Origin of the sequence: Spiroplasma endosymbiont of Nomada ruficornis, assembly GCF_964030795.1 — a bacterium.
GTDB lineage: Bacteria > Bacillota_I > Bacilli_A > Mycoplasmatales > VBWQ01 > Spiroplasma_E > Spiroplasma_E ixodetis_A.
This window is the reverse complement of record NZ_OZ034962.1, coordinates 23,534-47,771: the sequence shown is the minus strand read 5'-3', so window position 1 is coordinate 47,771 and position 24,238 is coordinate 23,534. Positions and strand designations below refer to the sequence as shown.

General features: G+C 23.7%; 26 protein-coding genes. 3 read left to right on the top strand and 23 right to left on the bottom strand.

The features are described from left to right. Nucleotides 1–3: 3 nt before the first annotated feature. Both rpsL and AAHM79_RS00220 read right to left on the bottom strand, forming a co-directional pair. Complete coding sequence (gene rpsL, locus AAHM79_RS00225; protein ID WP_252320120.1) at nucleotides 4–423, bottom strand: 30S ribosomal protein S12; 420 nt, start codon at nucleotides 421–423, stop codon at nucleotides 4–6. A gap of 186 nt (nucleotides 424–609) precedes the next feature. Then, nucleotides 610–1,827 (bottom strand): spiralin repeat-containing protein, encoded by a 1,218-nt coding sequence (locus AAHM79_RS00220; RefSeq protein WP_342257780.1) that lies wholly within the window; start codon nucleotides 1,825–1,827, stop codon nucleotides 610–612. A 221-nt stretch (nucleotides 1,828–2,048) separates the two neighbouring features. Between AAHM79_RS00220 and AAHM79_RS00215 the strand changes: the two genes are divergently transcribed. Continuing rightward, nucleotides 2,049–2,363, top strand: a complete 315-nt coding sequence (locus tag AAHM79_RS00215) for an HU family DNA-binding protein (protein WP_286641782.1) — start codon at nucleotides 2,049–2,051, stop codon at nucleotides 2,361–2,363. 173 nt (nucleotides 2,364–2,536) lie between these two features. On the opposite strand, the gene AAHM79_RS00210 is transcribed toward AAHM79_RS00215, so the two are convergent. After that, on the bottom strand, nucleotides 2,537–4,159 hold the full coding sequence (locus AAHM79_RS00210) for an MATE family efflux transporter (RefSeq protein WP_342257779.1): 1,623 nt from the start codon (nucleotides 4,157–4,159) through the stop codon (nucleotides 2,537–2,539). Nucleotides 4,160–4,491: 332 nt separating this feature from the next. On the opposite strand from AAHM79_RS00210, the gene AAHM79_RS00205 reads away from it, so the two are divergent. Then, nucleotides 4,492–5,442: an IS30 family transposase gene (locus AAHM79_RS00205; RefSeq protein WP_342257778.1), complete on the top strand. Its 951-nt coding sequence runs from the start codon at nucleotides 4,492–4,494 to the stop codon at nucleotides 5,440–5,442. Nucleotides 5,443–5,581: 139 nt separating this feature from the next. Here the strand turns inward: AAHM79_RS00205 and AAHM79_RS00200 are convergent, their stop codons facing one another. The 8 genes from AAHM79_RS00200 to rpmG form a co-directional block, all read right to left on the bottom strand. Then, nucleotides 5,582–6,127 (bottom strand): alkaline phosphatase family protein, encoded by a 546-nt coding sequence (locus tag AAHM79_RS00200; RefSeq protein WP_342257777.1) that lies wholly within the window; start codon nucleotides 6,125–6,127, stop codon nucleotides 5,582–5,584. Nucleotides 6,128–6,200: 73 nt separating this feature from the next. After that, complete coding sequence (locus AAHM79_RS00195; protein WP_342257776.1) at nucleotides 6,201–6,371, bottom strand: hypothetical protein; 171 nt, start codon at nucleotides 6,369–6,371, stop codon at nucleotides 6,201–6,203. Nucleotides 6,372–6,585: 214 nt separating this feature from the next. Then, nucleotides 6,586–6,966 (bottom strand): hypothetical protein, encoded by a 381-nt coding sequence (locus AAHM79_RS00190; RefSeq protein ID WP_174481436.1) that lies wholly within the window; start codon nucleotides 6,964–6,966, stop codon nucleotides 6,586–6,588. A gap of 177 nt (nucleotides 6,967–7,143) precedes the next feature. Further along, nucleotides 7,144–7,824: a 50S ribosomal protein L1 gene (gene rplA / locus AAHM79_RS00185; protein ID WP_338958648.1), complete on the bottom strand. Its 681-nt coding sequence runs from the start codon at nucleotides 7,822–7,824 to the stop codon at nucleotides 7,144–7,146. 1 nt (nucleotide 7,825) lies between these two features. Beyond that, nucleotides 7,826–8,272 (bottom strand): 50S ribosomal protein L11, encoded by a 447-nt coding sequence (gene rplK, locus AAHM79_RS00180; protein ID WP_338958646.1) that lies wholly within the window; start codon nucleotides 8,270–8,272, stop codon nucleotides 7,826–7,828. Between the two features lie 178 nt (nucleotides 8,273–8,450). Next, nucleotides 8,451–9,083: a transcription termination/antitermination protein NusG gene (gene nusG / locus AAHM79_RS00175; RefSeq protein ID WP_342257775.1), complete on the bottom strand. Its 633-nt coding sequence runs from the start codon at nucleotides 9,081–9,083 to the stop codon at nucleotides 8,451–8,453. A 19-nt stretch (nucleotides 9,084–9,102) separates the two neighbouring features. After that, nucleotides 9,103–9,534, bottom strand: a complete 432-nt coding sequence (secE, locus tag AAHM79_RS00170; protein ID WP_338958642.1) for a preprotein translocase subunit SecE — start codon at nucleotides 9,532–9,534, stop codon at nucleotides 9,103–9,105. An 11-nt stretch (nucleotides 9,535–9,545) separates the two neighbouring features. Further along, nucleotides 9,546–9,695 (bottom strand): 50S ribosomal protein L33, encoded by a 150-nt coding sequence (gene rpmG, locus AAHM79_RS00165; RefSeq protein ID WP_174481441.1) that lies wholly within the window; start codon nucleotides 9,693–9,695, stop codon nucleotides 9,546–9,548. Nucleotides 9,696–9,981: 286 nt separating this feature from the next. Between rpmG and AAHM79_RS00160 the strand changes: the two genes are divergently transcribed. Continuing rightward, a complete protein-coding gene (locus AAHM79_RS00160) occupies nucleotides 9,982–10,932 on the top strand; it encodes an IS30 family transposase (protein WP_342257774.1) in 951 nt (316 codons plus the stop codon). A 59-nt stretch (nucleotides 10,933–10,991) separates the two neighbouring features. Here AAHM79_RS00160 and AAHM79_RS00155 read toward each other — a convergent pair whose 3' ends face one another. The 12 genes from AAHM79_RS00155 to AAHM79_RS00105 all read right to left on the bottom strand — a co-directional run bounded on the left by AAHM79_RS00155 (nucleotide 10,992) and on the right by AAHM79_RS00105 (nucleotide 24,188). Further along, nucleotides 10,992–12,011 carry a hypothetical protein gene (locus tag AAHM79_RS00155; protein ID WP_342257773.1) on the bottom strand — a complete coding sequence of 340 codons (1,020 nt, stop codon included), beginning with the start codon at nucleotides 12,009–12,011 and terminating at the stop codon, nucleotides 10,992–10,994. 653 nt (nucleotides 12,012–12,664) lie between these two features. Further along, nucleotides 12,665–13,615, bottom strand: a complete 951-nt coding sequence (locus tag AAHM79_RS00150; RefSeq protein WP_338980648.1) for an IS30 family transposase — start codon at nucleotides 13,613–13,615, stop codon at nucleotides 12,665–12,667. Nucleotides 13,616–13,733: 118 nt separating this feature from the next. Continuing rightward, entirely contained in the window at nucleotides 13,734–14,312 is a 579-nt protein-coding gene (locus tag AAHM79_RS00145) for a hypothetical protein (protein WP_342257772.1), read from the bottom strand. A 132-nt stretch (nucleotides 14,313–14,444) separates the two neighbouring features. Then, nucleotides 14,445–15,569 (bottom strand): bifunctional folylpolyglutamate synthase/dihydrofolate synthase, encoded by a 1,125-nt coding sequence (locus tag AAHM79_RS00140; RefSeq protein ID WP_342257771.1) that lies wholly within the window; start codon nucleotides 15,567–15,569, stop codon nucleotides 14,445–14,447. A gap of 18 nt (nucleotides 15,570–15,587) precedes the next feature. After that, on the bottom strand, nucleotides 15,588–16,421 hold the full coding sequence (locus AAHM79_RS00135; RefSeq protein WP_342257770.1) for a hypothetical protein: 834 nt from the start codon (nucleotides 16,419–16,421) through the stop codon (nucleotides 15,588–15,590). 224 nt (nucleotides 16,422–16,645) lie between these two features. Continuing rightward, nucleotides 16,646–17,317, bottom strand: a complete 672-nt coding sequence (locus AAHM79_RS00130) for a uracil-DNA glycosylase (RefSeq protein WP_342257769.1) — start codon at nucleotides 17,315–17,317, stop codon at nucleotides 16,646–16,648. A 12-nt stretch (nucleotides 17,318–17,329) separates the two neighbouring features. Next, entirely contained in the window at nucleotides 17,330–17,803 is a 474-nt protein-coding gene (locus AAHM79_RS00125; RefSeq protein WP_252320439.1) for a 23S rRNA (pseudouridine(1915)-N(3))-methyltransferase RlmH, read from the bottom strand. Then, nucleotides 17,803–18,615 (bottom strand): hypothetical protein, encoded by an 813-nt coding sequence (locus AAHM79_RS00120; RefSeq protein ID WP_342257768.1) that lies wholly within the window; start codon nucleotides 18,613–18,615, stop codon nucleotides 17,803–17,805. The genes AAHM79_RS00125 and AAHM79_RS00120 overlap by 1 nt, the downstream gene beginning before the upstream one ends. Before the next feature lie 449 nt (nucleotides 18,616–19,064). Continuing rightward, entirely contained in the window at nucleotides 19,065–19,196 is a 132-nt protein-coding gene (locus AAHM79_RS09580) for an ankyrin repeat domain-containing protein (protein WP_425289545.1), read from the bottom strand. 147 nt (nucleotides 19,197–19,343) lie between these two features. Next, on the bottom strand, nucleotides 19,344–21,578 hold the full coding sequence (locus AAHM79_RS00115) for a hypothetical protein (RefSeq protein WP_342257767.1): 2,235 nt from the start codon (nucleotides 21,576–21,578) through the stop codon (nucleotides 19,344–19,346). A gap of 222 nt (nucleotides 21,579–21,800) precedes the next feature. Next, nucleotides 21,801–23,420: a lysine--tRNA ligase gene (locus AAHM79_RS00110; protein ID WP_342257766.1), complete on the bottom strand. Its 1,620-nt coding sequence runs from the start codon at nucleotides 23,418–23,420 to the stop codon at nucleotides 21,801–21,803. 240 nt (nucleotides 23,421–23,660) lie between these two features. Then, nucleotides 23,661–24,188, bottom strand: coding sequence for a GNAT family N-acetyltransferase (locus AAHM79_RS00105; protein WP_342257765.1), 528 nt, complete (start codon nucleotides 24,186–24,188; stop codon nucleotides 23,661–23,663). Between the last annotated feature and the right edge of the window lie 50 nt (nucleotides 24,189–24,238).

Here is a 24,238-nt window from a genome sequence, read left to right as displayed (position 1 = left end):
TCCTTATTTCTTATCTTTTGGTTTTTTAGTTCCGTATTTAGAACGACCTTGATTACGATTTACTACTCCGGCAGTATCAGAATACCCACGAATAACATGGTATCTAACTCCAGGTAAGTCTTTAACTCTCCCACCACGGATTCCAACAATAGCATGTTCTTGCAAATTATGACCTTCTCCAGAAATATAAGCAGTAACTTCCATACCGTTAGTTAAACGAGCACGAACAATTTTTCTTAAAGCTGAGTTAGGTTTTTTTGGTGTTCTTGTAGTAACTACAAGCGCTACACCTTTTTTTTGCGGACTGCTAATTGAAGAAGTTGTTTTTGTTAATGAATTATATGAAACATTTAACGCTGGTGATTTAGATTTGTATTTTTTATCTGTACGTCCTTTACGTAATAGTTGGTTCATTGTTGGCATTAATCGTTAGCCTCCTTTATGATTTTAAAGAATTAATTATATACACAATTCCTAGTGTATCAAAATTTAGTCCAATAAGTATAATACCAGTTTTTAATAGTAATAGTCAAATAAATTTTGAAAAATAATTAGAAAAAAATGACATAATTTAAATTGTGTCATTTTTAATTAATATATATTAATTATTTATTCAATAGTATCTGTAAATGTAAATGTTCCTGAAATTTTATCACCTTGTGCTGTAACTGTAAATTTAACTTCACCAGCAACTTGTTTATCTTCTTTTTTCTTATCATTAGTTAAAGTAAAATCAGTACCTACACTAACATCTAATTTAGTTGTTTTTTTAATCGCTGCTGCAACTGCATCAGTAATTTCTTTATTAGTATTTAAATCACCAAAAGTTTTTTCACTATCTACTGCTGTTTTAAGATCATCAACTTTAACATCTTTAATATCTTGCTTAGCAACAGTTAAAGTATCTGTAAATGTAAATGTTCCTGAAATTTTATCACCTTGTGCTGTAACTGTAAATTTAACTTCACCAGCAACTTGTTTATCTTCTTTTTTCTTATCATTAGTTAAAGTAAAATCAGTACCTACACTAACATCTAATTTAGTTGTTTTTTTAATCGCTGCTGCAACTGCATCAGTAATTTCTTTATTAGTATTTAAATCACCAAAAGTTTTTTCACTATCTACTGCTGTTTTAAGATCATCAACTTTAACATCTTTAATATCTTGCTTAGCAACAGTTAAAGTATCTGTAAATGTAAATGTTCCTGAAATTTTATCACCTTGTGCTGTAACTGTAAATTTAACTTCACCAGCAACTTGTTTATCTTCTTTTTTCTTATCATTAGTTAAAGTAAAATCAGTACCTACACTAACATCTAATTTAGTTGTTTTTTTAATCGCTGCTGCAACTGCATCAGTAATTTCTTTATTAGTATTTAAATCACCAAAAGTTTTTTCACTATCTACTGCTGTTTTAAGATCATCAACTTTAACATCTTTAATATCTTGCTTAGCAACAGTTAAAGTATCTGTAAATGTAAATGTTCCTGAAATTTTATCACCTTGTGCTGTAACTGTAAATTTAACTTCACCAGCAACTTGTTTATCTTCTTTTTTCTTATCATTAGTTAAAGTAAAATCAGTACCTACACTAACATCTAATTTAGTTGTTTTTTTAATCGCTGCTGCAACTGCATCAGTAATTTCTTTATTAGTATTTAAATCACCAAAAGTTTTTTCACTATCTACTGCTGTTTTAAGATCATCAACTTTAACATCTTTAATATCTTGCTTATCAGTTTGATCACCACAAGCTACAACTGAAGTAGTAGCTACTGTTGTTAGGGCTAATGCACCCATAAGTCTTAATAAATTTTTCATTTGCATATCTTAGTACCTCCGAAATAGTTATTTACTTATTTTTTGAATTTTAACATACAAGAAAATTAATGTAAAGATTTTTTGCTTTGCACATGTTAATTAACATATAAATTTATATATTCAAATCTTATTTTTTTACTAGTCTTTGATTTTCATTAAATAAGGTTTTTTTAAAAAATGTTATATAATAATAAGTATCATTTAAGGCATGTTTTTATAGCATACTTATGGTAATTGGTGAAGAAAGGGTTGAAAATTTTATGCAAAAAAGTCAGATAGCACGAGCTGTACAAAAAAAATTAGAATTATCAGAAAAAGAATACAAAGAAGTGTTAGAATTTATCTTAGATAAAATTGCTACTGCTTTAATTAAAGGAGAAAAAGTAACACTACGTAACTTTGGAACTTTTACTATTAAATACCGCAAAGCTCGACCGGGAGTAAATCCACAAAATTCAGAACCGATGGCTATTCCTAGAAAGCGAGTAGTTAAATTTAATTCTTGTAAAGCATTAAAAAAGAGAGTTAATGAAGGTAAATAAATATTTTATTTTAGGAATGACTTCAATCAAATATAGATTGTATATTCATTCCTTTTAATTTGTAAAATTAGCAACCTTTTTTAATCTTAAATAATTAAAAAAATACTCTGTTTTAAATGAGTATTTTTTATTTTCTTCATATATTAATATTAAGATATATTTTTATAAATTACTTAATCTATTATATTTTTATTAAGTACTTTTTTTTCTGATAAATTAGATATTTGCATTTTTTTATCTTTAGTTGTATGAATAAATGGTTTAGATTTTAAAAATGTATAAATTAATAATGGTAATAATATAAAAGCAGCAAATAAATCAATAAAGCCAAGAAATAAATAAAAATAAAAACCATTATGAGAAACATGTGCAACATAATATCCTAAACTTAAACAAACAATTGGCATTATAATTGTTCGTTGTAAACTAGCAAATAATGACAATTTACCACGATTAATTGATTGATAGAAAATAACAGCAACATAATGTAGTGTAGCTAATGGATAAAAAGCAAACTGCATAATGATATAAACTTTAAAGAATCTTGCCATTTCTAAATCTACGCCAAAGAAATGCATCATATATTGTCCTACTATTACTACTAATAATACTGAACCAATTAGCAACAATAAAAGTAATAAAGTTAAACGTCACATCAATTGTCAAACACGACTAAAGTCCTTTGAACCATAAACATAACCAATTAATGCTCTTGCTCCCTGCGTAATTCCAATAATAGGTGCATTAATTAAAATTAACCAAGGCATAATACCACCATATAATTGAACAAAAACCGGAATACCAGTACTTCCTCCACCATGATAGTCTGGAGGTGGCAATGTATTTAAAATTTTAGTAGTAACCATTGCCAAAAGACTTTGGGCAATATTTTGTAATAAAGAAGTTGCACCAATTAATAAAATGCCCGTTACTATTACTCATTTAAGTTTTAAGTGTGCTACTTTAAATCTTAAATTATCGGCACTATATCAAATAATACCTATTGAAAATAAATTAATGCTTGCTCAAGCAATAATAGTTGCATATGCAGTACCTTCCATTCCTAATTTACCATGAATAACAAAAATAAAATCTAAAGATATATTTACTAAACAAGCTGCAACATTAATTAAAATTGTTCATAACATCATTCCTTCACTACGTAACAATGAAACTAAAAAATAAGCAAAAAAAAGTAATGGTGTAGCAAGAATTAAAATTTGTGAAAATCTAACTGCTTCTTTAATTATTATTTCCCTAATTACTGGATTACTTCCAGCATCACTTCCAGCTTGAAATTCAATAATACTCTGACAACTAAAATACATAATGATCATAAGAACAATAGAAACTAAAAAAGATAATAGAAACCCATTTCCTAAATATTCTGACATTTGTTCTCGTTTATTTTGACCATATGCAATTGAAAACTTAATACCTGTTCCAGTAGCAACCATTAAAGCAAAGGAAACCATCATTGAAGAAGGAACAGCAGCATAAGTAGTAGCAATATTAATAATTTTTAATGCTTGTTCAGCAGTTATCATTATTCCTGAATTTTGATAATTATTATAACGATCAATAATACTTTGTCCACCTCATTGTGTAGCAATTCATTTATCAAAAATTTGATAAGTAGAAAAAATAATTACAGCAATTAAAGGTGGTGTGACCATAATAAAGATTGCTTTTCATGGATTTGCCGTGCTAAAAATAGCTTGTCTTTTCAACTTTTTTATTGAATTTCTTTCTGTTCTTTTATTGAAAGTAACTTTAGCAAGATTTTCTTTTTCCATAATATTATCCTTTCTAACAAAATTAATCTAATTAATATTATATTTTATAAAAGCTCATAACTAAAATATCTATTGCTGTCACAAATAAAAAACATGTTTAGTATTTTAAAAAATGTTAGAAGAAAAAAATTAAAATATAAATTTTTATAAAAAATATAATTACATTATAACCTAATAATAAATAAATATTTAAAAATAATCTCTTTAATTTATTTTTATTTGCTAAATGCTGAATTATACTTGTAAGTGCAAGTAAATAAAATTGCAAAAAATTCTCATATAAAAATTTCATAATGCTAAATTTAGTTTAGAAAAAAGTAAGGAGTTTTTATATGAGTTATAAACATCTTGGCATAGATGAAAGGATTTATATTGAGAATCAATTGAAATTGAAATTTAAAATTAGTGAAATAGCTAAAAATCTTAATCGAAGTATTAGTACTATTATTCGAGAAATTAATAGAAATAAAGATAATAATCATTATTTTTCATTAATTGCACAAAATAAAGCTGAAAATCGAAAACAATCACATATTAGTTTTCATAAGTTTAAAAATAAGAATTTAGTAAAATATGTACAACAAAAATTACTATTAGGTTGGTCACCTGAACAAATTTATGGCAGAATTAAAAATTTTCATAAAGAGTGAGTTATTAGTTTTAAAACAATTTATACTTGAATTTATTTTGGAATGCTTGATAAAGTTACTAGTAAAAATTTAAGAAGAAAAGGTAAAAAACGAAAATCTAAAGAAAATCGTGGCAAGTTTAATGGTAAATCAATTAAAGAACGAGATATAAATGTTAATGATCGTATAACACTTGGTCATTGAGAAGGAGATACTATAGTATCATCACGAGGTAAAAGCAAATCATGTTTAATAACTTTAGTTGAAAGAGTATCACGATTTACTTTAGCAATATTAGTTAAAAACAGAACTACTAAAGTTATTAATAAAAATGTCAGTTATTATTTATCAATTCTTCCTAAAAACATTGTTAAAACTATTACTTTTGATCGTGGCAAAGAATTTTCAAATTGACAACAACTTGAAAAAAATTTAGATGTAAAAATTTATTTTGCCAATCCATATTCACCTTGACAAAGAGGTACTAATGAAAATACTAATGGTTTAATTAGAGAAAAATTTCCTAAAAAATTTATTTTTTCAAAAACTAATAAAAATGAAGTTCATAAATTTATATTGTCTTTAAATCAAAGACCGAGAAAAATATTAAATTATCTTTCACCAATCGAATATTTGGATAGAAAAATAATTTAGTTGCACTTACCTTTACAATTTAGCACATAATAAAAAAATGAAAATAAAGGTTTATTACTTAATACGTTTTTGGTATTTTCAAAAGTTTGTTTATCATTTTCTGTTGCACAATAATTACCATTACTACTAATTAAAGTTTTTATATTTTCTTGGCCTTTGGTTGAACATTAGCAATCATTTCACCTTCACTAGCATAACCAAATAATTTTTTTGAAGGACCATACTTATCAATAATAGAACTAAAAATACTTACTTGATCAGCTTTTACTTCAGCATGAACATTATGATGAACATTCCACAAATCTTGATCAACAACACCATGCTTAATAGGATCTGTAGCAAACATAACACTTGCTCAATTTGCAGCAGAAGCAGTTGGTAAAACATCACGTGCTTCCAGTGTATACGCACCATGATGCATTAAATAGTTCATATTTGGACTATAACCACTTTTTAATGCATAACTGGCCATACCATCAACAACCACCATAACTACATGTTTAGGTTTTTTTGCTTTGGGAACCAATTGATTAGTTGGTTCATTTGTTAAATAATCGTTACTATGTGGTACATAATTTAAAATTGGATTATGATAACTATCGTAACTAATAGTTATCATAATCCAAACTACTACTCACACAATATTTATTAGTAAAAAAACAATTATTTTTTTAGAATTAAACATCATAATACACCCTTTTTAATGAAATAATGATTATTAAATTTTACTATAAATAAATTTATGAAGTAACTATATATTAAATTCTTGACTTTCATCATCCTCTAACTAATAAACTAACTCCAAGAACAAAACATATTGGTACAATAATAATTAAAAAAATAATTGCAAAATAAACTTGTTCAAAAGGATGAGAAACATAAGTATTTTTAGCCGCTTCTATATCTAGTTGATCTCAATTATAAAACAAATTAATAATACCATAGTGTTTTAAACTTCAAAAACCGTTACCAAGAAAATTATTATAATGATCATTAAAAATAGCTGTTCCAAATAATATTAAACTAATTATTAGAAAAAACAAAGTGAAAATGCATAAGAATAATCCTAGTTTTTGCTTTCAATCCCAAGATGTAACTTTTTTATATTCTACATTTTTATCCATATTTAACACTTACTAAACACTAAGAATATAATCAACGTTTAAAATAACCAAATATTAAAGATAAAACACTAACACCAAGAAAGATAGCAGTTAAAATTACTGTAAATACAATTCCGACAACTACTTGCGCAAGAGGATAAGTTAAAAGCTTATCACTAGTAGCATCTGTTCACATTTGATCATAGCCAGCTTTGCTTAAAAAACTATCAAGTCCTCATATAGAAATAGCATGAAATCCATTTCCAGCATATTGTGAACTTCCTCCACTTGGGGCTTTAAAATTGGCTGTTGCAATTAAAATTAGTCCTAATGCTAAACAAAGCAAACTAATTACCAGTGAGGCAAAGCCAATTTTTATTCCTCAATTTTGTTTCTTAAAAAGATTTATAAGATTTTTCATTAATGTTTCTCCTTTACTACCTAATTATTTTATTATTTTACCAAAATAATGTATTAATTGGTATTATCACAATAAATAAATTATAGCGTAAAATTTTTTTAAATAATAAAAAAATTATGAATAAAAACATAAAAAAATCATTAGTACTTTTACTAATGATTTTTTTATGTTATTATATTATTCTTCAATTAATACTTTAATACCAGGGCCCATTGCCGTAGTAATACTTATATTTTTAATATAAGCGCCCTTAACTGCTGCAGGCTTAACTTTTCTTAAAGTGTTAAGAATTGCTAAATAATTATCTTTTAACCCTTCTTGTGCAAATGACACTTTACCAAGAATAACATGAATATTACCTTGTTTATCAACACGATATTCAACTTTACCTTTACGAATATCCGCTATTGCTTTTTGAACATCCATTGTTACTGTTCCTAGTTTTGCTGTAGGCATTAATCCTTTTGGTCCTAATACTCTACCAATTTTTCCTAATTCACCCATCATTTCGGGTGTTGCAATAATAACATCAAAATCAAATCAACCTTTTTGAATTTTTTCAATCATTTCCTTACCACCAACAAAATCAGCTTGACTTTCCATTGCCTCTTTTTGTTTAGTAGTAGTTATCACTAAAACACGTTGTGTTTTTCCAGTCCCTGCTGGTAAAACAATAGAACCACGTAACATTTGATCAGCATGTCTTGGATCAACATTTAAACGAAATGCTGCTTCAACTGTTGCATCAAATTTTAATGATGAAGTTTGTTTAGCTAATTCTAAAGCACGATCAATTGGATAAACTTTAGTGTTATCAACTAATTTTGCAACTGCAAGATATCTTTTACTTCTATTCATATTAAACACCTTGCTTTCCATCTTCAACAGTAATGCCCATATTCTTGGCTGTTCCTGCAACAATTTTAATTGCATCTTCTAAAGAATAAGCATTTAAATCAGGTAATTTAATTTGAGCAATTTCTGTAATTTGAGCAATAGTAAGTGTTCCTACTTTTGTTAATTTAGCATTTGATGAACCTTTTGCAAGTTTCAATGCTCTTTTTAAAAGAAATGTTGTTGGTGCAGTTTTTATTTTAAAGTCGAAAGTTTTATCTTTATATGATGTAATAAAAACTGGAATTGGAACCGGATTAACATCATCTTTTTGATCTTTGGTTTTATCGTTAAATTCTCTACAAAAACGTGGCATATCAATACCGAATGATGCTAAACTAGCACCTGGTTTGGCACTACCAGCTGGTAATTGAATAATACCTTCACGATTAATATTTTTTTTATCTGCCATGAGCAACTCCTCCTAAATGGATTCTCACTGTGGTCCAAACGAATAATTCTTCCACAAGTTTAAACATAATTAAAGTCTATTTATATATATAAATAGTACTTTACAAATAATAACATCATTATAATTAGTAGTCAAATATATTTTAATTTTATTTTACATAAAAATTAAATAGTTTAAACTAAACTTTAATTTTTTTACAACTATCATATTCTACTTTAATTTCGGTTTGACGACCAAACATATCAACAGAAACTGTTGCAACACCCTTATCTTCATCTAATTTAATAACTTGTCCTTCTAGGCTTTGTAAAGCACCAGAAGTAATATGAACAAAATCATTTAACTCAAAATCACGAATAATTTTTTTTGTCTCTTTAACTTTAGGTTGTGATGAATTTTTAGAATTACGATATAACATTTCATTAACTTCTTTAGTAGAAAGTGGAGTTGGTGGTACACCTTTACCACTAGAACCAATAAAACCATTAATTCCTGTTGTATTACGAATATCATATCAAGTATCTTCGGTTAAAATCATATGAACAAAAATATAACCCGGAAAAATATTTTTTTCAGTTATTTTTTTATCTTTATCTGGTATTGCTTCTTTAACAACTCTAACTTGAAAAATATTATCTTTTAAATTTAATTTTTTTTCAATTTTATTTTTCAAATCAGCAGCAACTTTATCTTCATGACCTTTGTTACAATTAACAATATATCATTGTGCTTGCTCAATTCGATGTTTATGTGTTTCTTCTAATGATGTAGTTTTCACTAAAGGGGTTTCTTTTTTTATTCTTTCGCTCATTTTTTGGCATCTCCATTTTTTACATTATTTTTAATAAAGGTAATACAAATAGTAATAACTGCTCAATTCCATAAAAGAATAGTGCTAAGACAGCAATAAATAATACTGTTGTAATAAATTTATTATTTAATTGTTTTCTTGGTGTTCAACGAGTTCTTCTAATTTCTCTTGATAAGTATAAGAAAAAATATTTATGATAAGTTCTCGCTTCTTTTTTATAATAAAAACGTTCTTCAGGCGTACGATTTTTACGTTCTTTTTCTCAAATTTCGCTAATATTAACCTTTTTATTTTTATCGGCTGTTCGTGGATCAAAACTTGGTTTTCCTTCAGAAGTTCTTTTTGTTCTTAAAGGTTTAATTTTACGTAAAATATTAAATTTACTTTTTAAAAGAGCCAATTTTTCAGGATTAACTTTTGGTTTTTCTTTTGATTTGTCTTCTGCACTCATGAAAATTTCTCCTAACGTGATTCCTTATGTAAAGTATGTTTTTGACAATGTTCACAATATTTTTTTAGTTCCATACGCTCTTTATATTTAATCTTATTTTTGTATGTATGATAATTACGATTTAAACATACAGTACAAATTAAAATTATTTTTTCGTTCATTAAATTCACCTAGAAAATTTAACCATTTTTAATTATATTATTATTTAAAATAAGTGTCAATTTTAAAATATTTTTATTTTAAAAACAAAGTTAAATTTTTAATCTTTCTTTAAAATTCATCATTTCTAAAATAATTGTACAAGAAAAAATAAAATAATAAATAAAAAATAATGTTTTTTTAAGCTGAATTATACTTGTAAGTGCAAGTAAATAAAATTGCAAAAAATTCTCATATAAAAATTTCATAATGCTAAATTTAGTTTAGAAAAAAGTAAGGAGTTTTTATATGAGTTATAAACATCTTGGCATAGATGAAAGGATTTATATTGAGAATCAATTTAAATTTAAATTTAAAATTAGTGAAATAGCTAAAAATCTTAATCGAAGTATTAGTACTATTATTCGAGAAATTAATAGAAATAAAGATAATAATCATTATTTTTCATTAATTGCACAAAATAAAGCTGAAAATCGAAAACAATCACATATTAGTTTTCATAAGTTTAAAAATAAGAATTTAGTAAAATATGTACAACAAAAATTACTATTAGGTTGATCACCTGAACAAATTTATGGCAGAATTAAAAATTTTCATAAAGAGTGAGTTATTAGTTTTAAAACAATTTATACTTGAATTTATTTTGGAATGCTTGATAAAGTTATTAGTAAAAATTTAAGAAGAAAAGGTAAAAAACGAAAATCTAAAGAAAATCGTGGCAAGTTTAATGGTAAATCAATTAAAGAACGAGATATAAATGTTAATGATCGTATAACACTTGGTCATTGAGAAGGAGATACTATAGTATCATCACGAGGTAAAAGCAAATCATGTTTAATAACTTTAGTTGAAAGAGTATCACGATTTACTTTAGCAATATTAGTTAAAAACAGAACTACTAAAGTTATTAATAAAAATGTCAGTTATTATTTATCAATTCTTCCTAAAAACATTGTTAAAACTATAACATTTGATCGTGGTAAAGAATTTTCAAATTGACAACAACTTGAAAAAAATTTAGATGTAAAAATTTATTTTGCCAATCCATATTCACCTTGACAAAGAGGTACTAATGAAAATACTAATGGTTTAATTAGAGAAAAATTTCCTAAAAAATTTATTTTTTCAAAAACTAATAAAAATGAAGTTCATAAATTTATATTGTCTTTAAATCAAAGACCGAGAAAAATACTAAATTATCTTTCACCAATCGAATATTTGGATAGAAAAATAATTTAGTTGCACTTACCTTTACAATTTAGCATTAAGAAGAAATTTTAAAAATTGTAGAAATTAATTTAAGAATTTTTTCAAATTTCTCATGTATTTGAATATTCACGATATATGTCTTTATCAGGATAAGGTCCAAGAGATGGATCATGTGAATATGTATCTCCTCTTTGTGTTCTTATATCAATAGATCTAAAATTTAGATGATAAAAAACAAAATCTTTTAAGTGAGAATGGTATACATTGTTTGTTCAAAATGGATCATTTTGAACAAAATCATTAGATCAATCTGTATAATCTTGATTAGTAATAGAACCACCTGCTCCAGTATGATCAACTGGTGTTAATTGTTTTAAATATGGATTAATAACATTATCTGCAAAATTATCATTATTATTTTTATTATAATAATTTAGTAAAAAATTAACTCCTTGTTCATCTATACATGTAGTAATATAATCTGCTGCTAAAAATTTATAATCAACTTCAAATGAATTTACTTCTGAAATATACTTATCTTGACTACCTACTTCAAAGATTGTTGGAGCAGGTAATATTGATATTCCCAGATATACTCCTTTACCATTATCATACGAAGAAACATTATCCATATATCAGCTAGCAGTAAATGTAAGCAAACATGCATCAACTAATGGAATCAGCGGACTTCCAATACCACTAGCTAATAATATAGAATTAACAGCCAACACAAATGATGCTTGTCCATATGCTAAATATTGTTGGATTTTTTTAACTGTATTTGATGACATATATCAGTAAAAATAATCTCCAAAGCCTCATCAAGGAAAATATACACCATTATAATTCATTGGAAATGATATTCCTAGTTTATTTTTTTGACAATTATTACTTTGATTTAAATATTGTTCGTATTGATTATTTGTTTTTAACAAATTATCTGTATTACTAAAAATCTTTAATAATTCATATTTATAATTATAATTTTTTTCATTAACAGTATAATTAATATCTTTTTTACATTTATCATTTATATTTTTTATTGTAATGTTAATGGCACTATTTAAATTTTGAGTATCAACTAAATTTAAACTATCATATCTTTGCAATGTTTTATTTTTTTCAGTAAATTTTGTTTTGTTTAAAACTTTATTAATACTTTGTAAATTAGTACTTATGAGATGATTATTAACTAAATTTGCACTAGCAGTTCCTCACTAAAGTACTTATTGCTAGCATACTTAATAATTTTTTCATTTTATTACACCTTCTTTATGTACATCATAAATTTAAAAGGATATTTTAGATTGATAAAAATAGTTTTTATGAACATATAAATATTAATCTGAAATTAGGAAATAACTTCTTATCTATTATAATTATAACACTTTTCATATAAAAGACATATTCCGTAATTTAATTTTTTTAAAAGTCAATTAATAATTTTAATTGTGTCATTATTTAGTGATAATTTCCTATTAGTTATCGAGCAAAAATTTCCCAAAAGTAAAGTTAAATATACTTGGTGATAAATATGGAAAGAAGCATGACTATGAAAGAAAAATATAAGTTTAATATTATAAATGACATTATTATTAATAAATTATCTAAACATCAAGCTAAGAATAAACTTAACCTAAGTATTTGGTAGTGGATTGTTAAGACATTTAGAAAAATTTGCATATAATCAAGTTGTAAAAAAAGGAAAGAAAAAATTACAAAAAGAAATTATACATATGCTAAATTGTAAAGGTAAGTGCAACTAAATTATTTTTCTATCCAAATATTCGATTGGTGAAAGATAATTTAATATTTTTCTCGGTCTTTGATTTAAAGACAATATAAATTTATGAACTTCATTTTTATTAGTTTTTGAAAAAATAAATTTTTTAGGAAATTTTTCTCTAATTAAACCATTAGTATTTTCATTAGTACCTCTTTGTCAAGGTGAATATGGATTGGCAAAATAAATTTTTACATCTAAATTTTTTTCAAGTTGTTGTCAATTTGAAAATTCTTTGCCACGATCAAAAGTAATAGTTTTAACAATGTTTTTAGGAAGAATTGATAAATAATAACTGACATTTTTATTAATAACTTTAGTAGTTCTGTTTTTAACTAATATTGCTAAAGTAAATCGTGATACTCTTTCAACTAAAGTTATTAAACATGATTTGCTTTTACCTCGTGATGATACTATAGTATCTCCTTCTCAATGACCAAGTGTTATACGATCATTAACATTTATATCTCGTTCTTTAATTGATTTACCATTAAACTTGCCACGATTTTCTTTAGATTTTCGTTTTTTACCTTTTCTTCTTAAATTTTTACTAGTAACTTTATCAAGCATTCCAAAATAAATTCAAGTATAAATTGTTTTAAAACTAATAACTCACTCTTTATGAAAATTTTTAATTCTGCCATAAATTTGTTCAGGTGATCAACCTAATAGTAATTTTTGTTGTACATATTTTACTAAATTCTTATTTTTAAACTTATGAAAACTAATATGTGATTGTTTTCGATTTTCAGCTTTATTTTGTGCAATTAATGAAAAATAATGATTATTATCTTTATTTCTATTAATTTCTCGAATAATAGTACTAATACTTCGATTAAGATTTTTAGCTATTTCACTAATTTTAAATTTAAATTTAAATTGATTCTCAATATAAATCCTTTCATCTATGCCAAGATGTTTATAACTCATATAAAAACTCCTTACTTTTTTCTAAACTAAATTTAGCATTATGAAATTTTTATATGAGAATTTTTTGCAATTTTATTTACTTGCACTTACAAGTATAATTCAGCAATTATTTTTTGATTTATTCTTCAGGTACTCTATTATATTGTAAAGATTGCGGATCTGTAGCGAAATAATATTTTTTAAATGGATTTTCTAAATTTAAAGTTTTCTTTAATGCAGAATAACAAGTAATAATTAAAAAAACATTAACCGTTAAATCAATAGGATATTTTATAACTCTTAATGGAAAATACATTAATCATAAAGGTGGTAATCCAGGAAATAAGATTTTTAATGCAATAGGATCAGTACCAGTAATAATTAATGAAGTAATAGCATAAGCAATTGGCAAATATCAATAAAATGTCTTTTTACTATAATAAATTTTACTAAAATTTAATACTAAATAGTAAGGTAATATACATCATAAAATACTAGTAAAAGTAAAAAATAAACATGGTGATGCACCACTAGTACTAAATAATAAACCTAAAAAATCACTGGCAATACCACTAAGAAACCCTAATATTCCACCACAAAAGAAACCTATTAAAACTAATATAAAATTACCCAATTTAATTTCAAAATATTTAGAAAATGGTAAACTTTTTAACATTAAAGCACCTGTTGTATTTAAAGAAACAGCTAATGCTAACATTATTCCACTTAAGCAAATAAATTTTATTTGCTTTATCTTTTTTTTATTATCTTTATAATCAAAAACTGTGATCAATAAAAAAGTAATTAAAATTAACAGTCCACTAATTATATTCAATAACAACACATTCATTTAATTACCACCCTTTTTTATCATAATTATTTTCTTTGTTCTTAAATAATTAAGAACATCTGCCAAAAAATAACAAGAACCCGTAATTAAAATTATTTTATGAGGGCTACATTCAATCATTTTTTGATAATCAAAAAATTCACCAGTAATACTATTTAAATTACTATTACTACAAATAATAATATTATCTGAGACTTTTTTTAAACAACTAATTAATTTTTGTGGATATTTATTTTTTAAACAAGAAAATATAATTTGTTGAGGAATAATTTTATTAATTTTTAGCGTTTTAATTAATGCTTTAATACCATCAATATTATGAGCAGCATCAAAATAAATAGTTTTATCATTAATTTGATATTTCTCAAATCGTAATCTAATATTAGTATCATTAATGATTTTTAAAGCTTGTTTAATATTAATTTCTAAAAATGTTTTTGAAATTACTGTTAAAACTAATTTTTTATTTTCTTGATAGTATGGTTGGTTGATTAATCTTGGAGAATATATAGGTTTATAACCTTCCATATCAATTTGCTTTTTTAATTTATTATTTAAATTACCTGAAATAAAAATATTTTTTGTCGTTGGTTTTACTATTCCTAATTTTTGATGTAATATTTCAGATGTAGTTTTACCAAGTCTATCTTGATGATCTTTACCAATTGAAGTGATAATAGCATATGTTGCATCAATGATATTTGTAGGATCAATTTTTCCACCAATCCCAACTTCAATTATTGCTCATTGCACATTTTGTTCTTGAAAATAAATTAATGCAATTAAAGTTAAAATACCAAAAAAACCTAATTGATAATATTCAATATCATCAAAAATCAAGTCTCTAATGCGAACTAAATCTTGATTACTAATCATTCTATCATTAACAATAATTCGTTCATTAACAAACTCAATATGGGGAGAAGTAAACAAACCAATTTTTTGTTTTAAGGTTTGTGATAATATAGCAAAAATGAAACGTGATACTGAACCTTTACCATTTGTTCCAGTTACATGAATATACTTAATATTATTGTTTAAATATTTTGGACTAATAATTTTTAATTTTTTTAAACAATCTTTATTTGAATATTTAGATATTTTTTTAAAAAATTCTTCATTCATATTTTTAAAATCCTTTATTTAATAATTATTATTATCAATATTAATTAAAGGATTAACGGTTCTTCAAGTCACATAAATTATAATTGAATTAATTATAATTTTAAGAGGTGCTTGCACAATTCTCATAATTGCTGTTACTCCATAATCATTGGCATTAGGATCAAATAAAGTCATATCAGCATAGGAGGCTATAAGCACTGTTGTTACATACTCAGCTACTACCGCTAATAAAATAATTGGTAAAATTTCTTTAATTCTATAAATTTCTTTTTTCAATAAATAATAAAATAAAACACTATAAATACTTAATAGGCCAATAATGCCACCACCACCCATAATACTAGCCAGAACATATTTATTAACAATAATTCCTGACATAGAATATGATGATTGCTTACCTGAAATAACAATATACATGCCGCCACCAGCAAAGAAAATAATAAAAAAATTAATTAAAGCAAAAATAACTCATGGATAATCTTTTAGTTTTACTTTAAATATTCCAGCAATTCCTGCCAAAAAACCAGTAAAAATAATACAAAACATATAATAAACGCTAATATATGAAGGAACAAATAACATTACTAAAATATCTGTTACTGCAGCACAAATAATACCTATAATTGGACCAAACATATAACCGGTTATTTTAATCATTAAACCCTCAAAAGCAATTCTAATTGGTGGTAATACTGTAATGGGTATCGTAATAGAAACAATAATAGTTGCCACAACTGATACTGAAGATAACATTGTTATATAAGCAATATTTTTAGTAGTAAAACGAACACCTTTATATTTATCTTTACGAAATCATTTTCAAAAACTATTCATTAAAATATATGCTAACATTATGCTACTTAAAGTAATAATTAAATAAATAGCTGTAGATCTACTAAATAAATTTAAGGTATTTAAATCATATCGTTGAGAAAATATGTGATTAAATATTAAATTATTGGGCATTTAAATAACCACCATTCCCGAAATATTCTTTAAAACTATATTAATTTTAACAAATATATCATAACATTGTTTGCTTAAATACATATAATAAAATTAGTATTTTTTTATTTTTATCACTTAATGGGAGTTTTATTTTTTGAAATCAATCAATTATTAGTTTTGCTAAATGGTCTTGAATTAAAAAAACCATTATAAGCACTTAAAGGTGAAGGATGTGCACTCTCAATAATAAAATGTTTTTCTGTATCAATTAGCATTTTTTTATTTCTTGCATTTTTACCTCATAAAATAAAAACAAGATTAGTACAGTTTAAATTTAAAAATGATAAAACATGATCAGTAAAAGTTGCTCATTGATATTGTAAATGACTATTAGGTTGACTTTGTCTGACAGTTAAAGTTGTATTTAAAAGCAAAACTCCCTGTTTAGCTCAAGTTGTTAAATTACCATCATTATCTTTTTCAATATTTAAATCATTTTTTAGTTCTTGAAAAATGTTTTTTAAACTTGGTGGTAATGGAGTATTTGTTTGAACACTAAATGCTAAGCCATGAGCTTGATTTGGCTGATGATAAGGATCTTGACCTAATATTATTACTTTAACCTTTGATAAAGGAGTTATTTTAAAAGCTTGAAATATTTCTTCTCATTGAGGATAGCAAAGATAAGTTTGATATTCCTTTTTAATATCTTCTAATAATTTAGTAAAATATGCTTCTTTATATTCTTGTTGAAAAAATTCTAATCATGAGGAATCAACAAATAAAGTTTTATTATACATTTTTTTCACCTACTACTTATGATAACTTTGATTATTAAGTATTTGTAATGAACGATATATTTGTTCTAATAAAACAACATAACATAATTGATGAGGTAATGTTATTTTACCAAAGGAAATTTTAATTAAATTAATATTGTCTTTTAATATTTGTGCTACACCATTACTACCGCCAATAATAAAACCAATTTTACCTTGTTGATAAATTTGATTTTTATTAATCATCTGTGATAATTGTTCACTACTTATTAATTGTCCTGATAAATCTAATAAAAATCATTGATAATCATTATTCTTTGATATGTATTCGGTGATTTTATTGGTTTCAATTTTAATATTATTAGGAATTGAATTTAATTTAGATTCGATAATATTTTTTGTTTCAATATTAGTTCGCTTTTTAATTCGTTCTAAATAATCTTTGGCGGCTGATTTTCAATATGTTTGTGACAACTGGCCAATACAAACAATTTTAATATTTATCATTATAATTCTGAAAAAGCCATGTTATTTATTCTTTCATGAACCACTTTATCTGGGTTACGAAAATCAACATCACCCAAAGCTTTATCAATAGTATTTGGATTAATAACAACTATTTCTTTTTTATTTTTATCAACTCATAAACTAAAAATTACATCAATTTGAATATTAAAATCAATTTTAAAAGTCTTGTTCATTTTTGAATCTTCCATTATAAAGAATAAATGAATTCAACCTTTTTTAAAAAAAGTTTTATTTTTATCATCTTTAAAGTCAGTAATTTTTGGTGAAACAATACTAGTTTTAGCAACTTTTGAAGGGTTTTCTGCTTCTGTTGCTGTTTCATATGTAACATATCAATAACCATAATATTGCTGTTTAGATATATCATTATCAGTTAAACCAAAAACTAAAAGACTTCCATTTGCATCTTTACAACTAAATGGTTCATTCATTACTTTATCTGGATCATTATTAACATTATAATTAATACTCTCATAATTACCTGATTTATATTGGTCACTATTATAAAAATCCCTAGCAGCATCTGTAACTTCTAATGCATTACGATCAATTCTAATTTTGTCTGCTGCTAGTTGCATAAATGCAGTAAGTGGTTTGTATAAAAGTTTAGTATCATATTGATAGTATTTATTATAAACATAATCAACTAACGGATCACCTTCTTTGTTTGATGGCTCGTTTTCAAAATTTGCTTGAATTTTTAAACCATCTCCAGTACCACAAGCCACAATAGTACTCACAGAAGAAGAAAGTAAACTAAGTGTTGAAAATAAAGTGATTAATTTACGCATTTGATTGTTATTCTCCTTAAACTAAATAATAATTAAATATTCACTAAGAATTGTAACTTATTTTTTTATAAAAAGCAAAAGGAAATTCATATAGGTAAAAATACATTTTTTAAAATTAAAATATTAATGTTTATTTTAATATTTTAATAAAAATTATTATTATCATAAAAGGAATTAAATTTTTATCATTGATAATTGCTTTTTCCAATCTATTTCATCTTTAAAAAATCAGATTTATTAATTTTTTGTTGAAATTTCATTGCTTCTTCATATGTTGGTAATTTGTCTTTATTTTCTTTTAATATACTTTCATATGTTGATAATTTATCTTCATTTTGTTCTAAAATTTCTTCATCTAAAATATCGTTAGTTTTTGCATTAAAAAAAATTAAAGACTTCCAAATGATTATTTCAAACGACTAATATTAAAGCATTATGTCCATATTCATTTACTTGATAAAGATTTCATTATTATCTATTAAATACTTAACTATCTCTAAATCATTATCTTTGATAGCTAACATCAAAATAGTGAAACCATCTTTAATTACATAATTTATACTAACACCATTCCTAACTAATAATTTAACTTTTTATAAGTATTATTCATAATGACTTGTATTATTTTTTCATTTTTCTTATTAATAAATACTCTTTTTTTTCTAATGTACTTTTTTTCTCTTTCTATAAATTAAACTTGATACAATAATAAATTTAATCTTATTAGTTTAAATTGTATTTAATATTTCTGCTTTTGTTTCCAAAGGTAATTGAGATTCTATTAAGCCCATATTCTCTCATTTTTGTTTGCTTGCATTTTTTGATTCTTCTGATAAAGGTTGCTGTAACTCTGGAATTTCAGTACTTATTAATTTTCATACTTCATTTAAAGATGTTAATTTTATTTCTTCTTCATTTAATTTATTTTTAATTTTTTGTTCTTCTTTTTTTGAATTTTTTTTATTTAAACTATTTTTTCAATTATCACAATTTTCAGTAGTTTTTTTAATTTCCATTGCAAAAAAATCTCTAATATTTTCCGATGTTGTAGATAAATCTTTTACTTCATCTTCATGTAATTCCTTTATTGAAATTAATTTTTTTTCTAAATCATTTATTTGAAATTCTAGTTTTTCAATGGTTTTATTTTGTTCCTCAATTTTTTGATCTTGTCAACTAGGCTTCTCATTTTCTTCATTTATTTCGGTTTGGATTTCAATACTTACTAATTTTGATTGATTAATTGTTCTTAAATACTCCTGAATTTTTTCCTTTTTTTCTCTAATTGCATTTTCTATTATTTCTTTTTCTTTTCATTTAAAATTAATTTCTAAAGTTGTGAAATCATTTTTAAATTCATTTTCTATTATTTCATTTTCTTCTCTTATGTTTTCTAAATTATTTTGAATGTTAAAATTTTCATTAAATTTTTTAATACTATCAGCATTTTGTTCTCAATAATTTTCAATAATCTTAATAAATTCCATATTTTCTAATTTATTAACTTCTTTTAAGCAATTAATAAATATTTTTTGATCTTTACTAATATTTTTAATTCATTTTTCTTTTATTTTTTTAAGTTCAAACATCATCGTATGTTTATTTTGCTTAAAAAAATCCTCAATTTTATTAATTTTATCCTCAATTTTTTTTATTTTTTTATCATTAATACTTAACTCGGTATCATGTCTTGTAATATTATATTGTAACTCCGCAATATAATCATTCTTTTTCTTAATATCACTATTCTTTTTTTTAATCACTACATCTATTTCTTTTAAATATTGTTTTTTTCCTTTTTTATCATCTGAAATATTTGGAATAAATATTTGATTTTCAATATTATTTTTATTTTCTTCTAAATCTTGCAAGTAAGTAATTTTTTTAATTTTTATATTTTTCTTTCGTTTTTCTAAATTTTCAATTTGTTTTCTTTTTTCTGCTATCTCTTTCTCATGTATTCTAATTTGTTTTCTTTTTTCTTCTAATTCATTTTTAAATAATTCTATACTTTCTTTCACTTTATCTTTAGTTTTAATAATTTCTTCTTGTTCACTTATTAATTCTTTTTCTCGATCATTATATTTTTCAAATATATCATTGTATATTCTTTCTTCATTTTTAATAATTTTTTTAATATATCGGTTAAATATGTCATCTATTAATTCAAAGAAAAATACAAAATTTTTATCAAATTTACTTTTTAAATCTTTATCTTCATTTAAAATTAATTTATATTCATCTCCACTTTTCATTCTAAATGCTCAAAAAGATAAAATTAATTGAGTCATAACTTCTTCTTTAAAAAGGTTTTCAAAAATTTTCTCTTTTTTATTTTCTAATTCCTCATTTTTTTGATATAGCCTACGAATTTCTTTATTAATTTTTATTTTTAATTCTCGTGTTTTTTTTAAAAACTCTTTTTTATTTTCAAAAATGTTTAAATTTATTGTTTTTAAAAAAATAATATCATTACTTATTGTTTCACTTAAAAAATTAAAAAGATTAAAATAATCTGTGATTTCAGTAAACTCAGTACTATTTTGGCTAACTTTATTAATTTTATTTTGTTCAATTAATGTTTTATTTTTCTCCAAGGATAATAATTTTTCATTTTGTTCTTTAATTTTACTATCAAGTTCTATTAAAAAATAATCTAATTGTCTAATTAATTTTAAATTTTCTTTTTTTTCTCAAAAATAAGAAAAGAAATTATATTTTAAATCATTTCTTAATTCTTTAATTAATTTATCTAAATCAGTTTTTTTATTTTCTTTTAATTGAGTTAATGGTGCTGATGTACTTGGGTTGTCAAAATCAGTATCTTCTGAATTAGAAAAAAAATTATCTTTTTCATTGTATTCTTTAAAAAAATTCTTAAAAGTTTCAACAACTTCGTCTAAATTTTCATCAGTTAAAGGATAATTTCTAAATTTTTTTATTAATTCATTAAATCAGGGCATAAATCTTATTCTCCTAAATTTTATTTATAAAATAAAAAATCAATTGTTTTTAAATAAAACAATGGGTTTGAAAACTTATATTTTTCAATCTTTTGTGTTAATAACAATAAAACGCTCCTTATTCTAAAGAACTATCTTGATTATAACTAATTAATTTATCTTTTTTTTAAAAAAAGATAAATTACTATTATATGTTTATATAATAAAAATTTATCACAAAAATTATTTTTCAGTTCTGGGTTTCATATGTGGAAATAATAATACATCTTTAATACTATTTTGACCAGTTATTAACATAACCAACCGATCAATACCAATGCCCAATCCACCTGTTGGTGGCATACCATACTCCAATGCTTCAACAAAGTCTAAATCCATAGTTGTTGCTTCATCATTACCACTATTTTTTTCTTTTACTTGCTCTTCAAAACGATTATATTGTTGCAAAGAATCATTTAGTTCCGAATAAGCATTTGCATATTCTCTACCAGCAATAAATAATTCAAAACGATCAGTAAACTCTTTACTATTTTTATTTAATTTAGCAAGTGGTGAAATTTCAATTGGATAATCAAAAATAAAAGTAGGTTGAATTAAAGTTTCTTCAACAAAAGATTCAAAAAATAAATTAATAATATGACCAGTACTATTATAATGATCTGGAATATGAAGTTTATAATTTTTTGCAAGTTTTAATATAAGTTTAAATGTTTTATTTTTTTCAATATTTCTAATATTATCATCTTCAATATTATGATATTTTAAAATCATATCACTAATTTCTTGGAAAATTTTAGTAAACTCTTCATCTTTGATCATAGCTTTTTTAATTGAATCAATCATACTAATTTTTTTTCATGATTTTTCAAAATTTAATATATTTTCATCATATTCTAATGTTAATTTATTATGCACTATATTAATTAAATGTTTTATACAAGACTCTGTTAAATCCATCATATATTTCATATCTTGATAGGCAACATAAATTTCAATAGTTGTAAATTCTGGATTATGTTTTTTACTCATACCTTCATTACGAAATAATCTACCAATTTCATAAACTTTTTCAAAACCACCAACTATTAATCTTTTTAAATGTAATTCAGTAGCAATTCGTAAATATAAATCGGTTTTTAATGTATTATGATGAGTAATAAAAGGTTTAGCGGCAGCACCACCATATACTTCTTGTAAAATAGGTGTTTCAACTTCTAAATAACCTTTATTATTTAAAAAACTTCTTAATTCATTAATAATTTGTGTACGTTGTAAAAATGTTTTTTTAGTTTCTTGATTCATAATTAAATCTACATATCTTCGTCGATAACGTTCTTCAATATCTGTTAAACCATGAAATTTATCTGGTAAAGGTCTAAGTGCTTTTGATAACATTACAATATCATAGACTTGAACTGTTAGTTCTCCTTTATTGGTTTTCATACCCTTACCTTTAATACCAAAAAAATCGCCTAAATCTGCATATTCTGCAAATCATTCAAATTTTTTTTGATTAACATATTCTGGTTTTAAATAAATTTGAAATTTACCTGTTTGATCTTGCAAATGAGCAAAGATTGAGCCCTTTCCCATTTCTCTTTTTGTCATTAATCTACCTGCCATTTTAATTTGATCATTAGGTAAATTAGCAACAAATTTTGCTAACTCTTCTTTATTTTTATTTCTAAATTCGCTATTTAAAGTTTCACAATTATAATTTCTTTCTCAATTACGCCCATAAATATCATAATTTTGCTTATATAAATCTTGTATTTTTTGATATCTTAATGCTTCTTGCTCTGTCAAAATACGTCCATTAATTTCAAGTTTAGTTTCTTTCATTGTTTTCATCCTTTGTATTTAAAATAAGTATTTAAAATAAAAAAATTAAATTAAATAAGATTGTTTAGGTTTATACATAATGATATCAATTTTCAATACCAAATTCTACTGTCAACAATTAATTTTAAATTTTATAATAAAACCCTTATATTTATAATAAGGATTAAAGTTTAATTTAAATATTTCTACTAATAGATATCTATAAAAATTAGAGATAATTTATTAAACATTTTTTACTTTCTAAATATTAATTTTGTATAAAACATGTTTTGCTAAAATATCACTTTTATTTATTTTTGGATGATAAAATTCTTTTATTTTTTTCATACCTATTCGTTTCATTACATTTTCTGATTTAATATTTAATATACTAGTAAAACTATAAATTTCAGTTAATTTTAAATTGTTTTTTGCATATTTTAAACATTCTTTAGCTGTTTCTGTTGCTATTCCTTGACCTCAAACACTTTTTTTAAAACGCCAACCAATTTCAATACATGGTCTAAAATCAACAATAAAATCAACTTCGCTAAAGCCAATAAAACCAATAAATTTATTGTCTTTTTTAAATTCAACAGCATAAAAACCAAATCCATTATTATTTAAATTATTTTTAATTTTCAAAAAATATTTTTCTGTATCATCTTTTGATAATGTACTAGAAAAATATTTCATGACATCTTTATCAGAATTTAATAAAACAAGTTCATCTAAATCACTATCTTTTCACTGTCTAATTTTTAATCTAGGGGTTTCAAAAAATATCATATTTTTACTCCTTTGTTATGATATTTTTTCTATTAACAATTTGTTAGTTT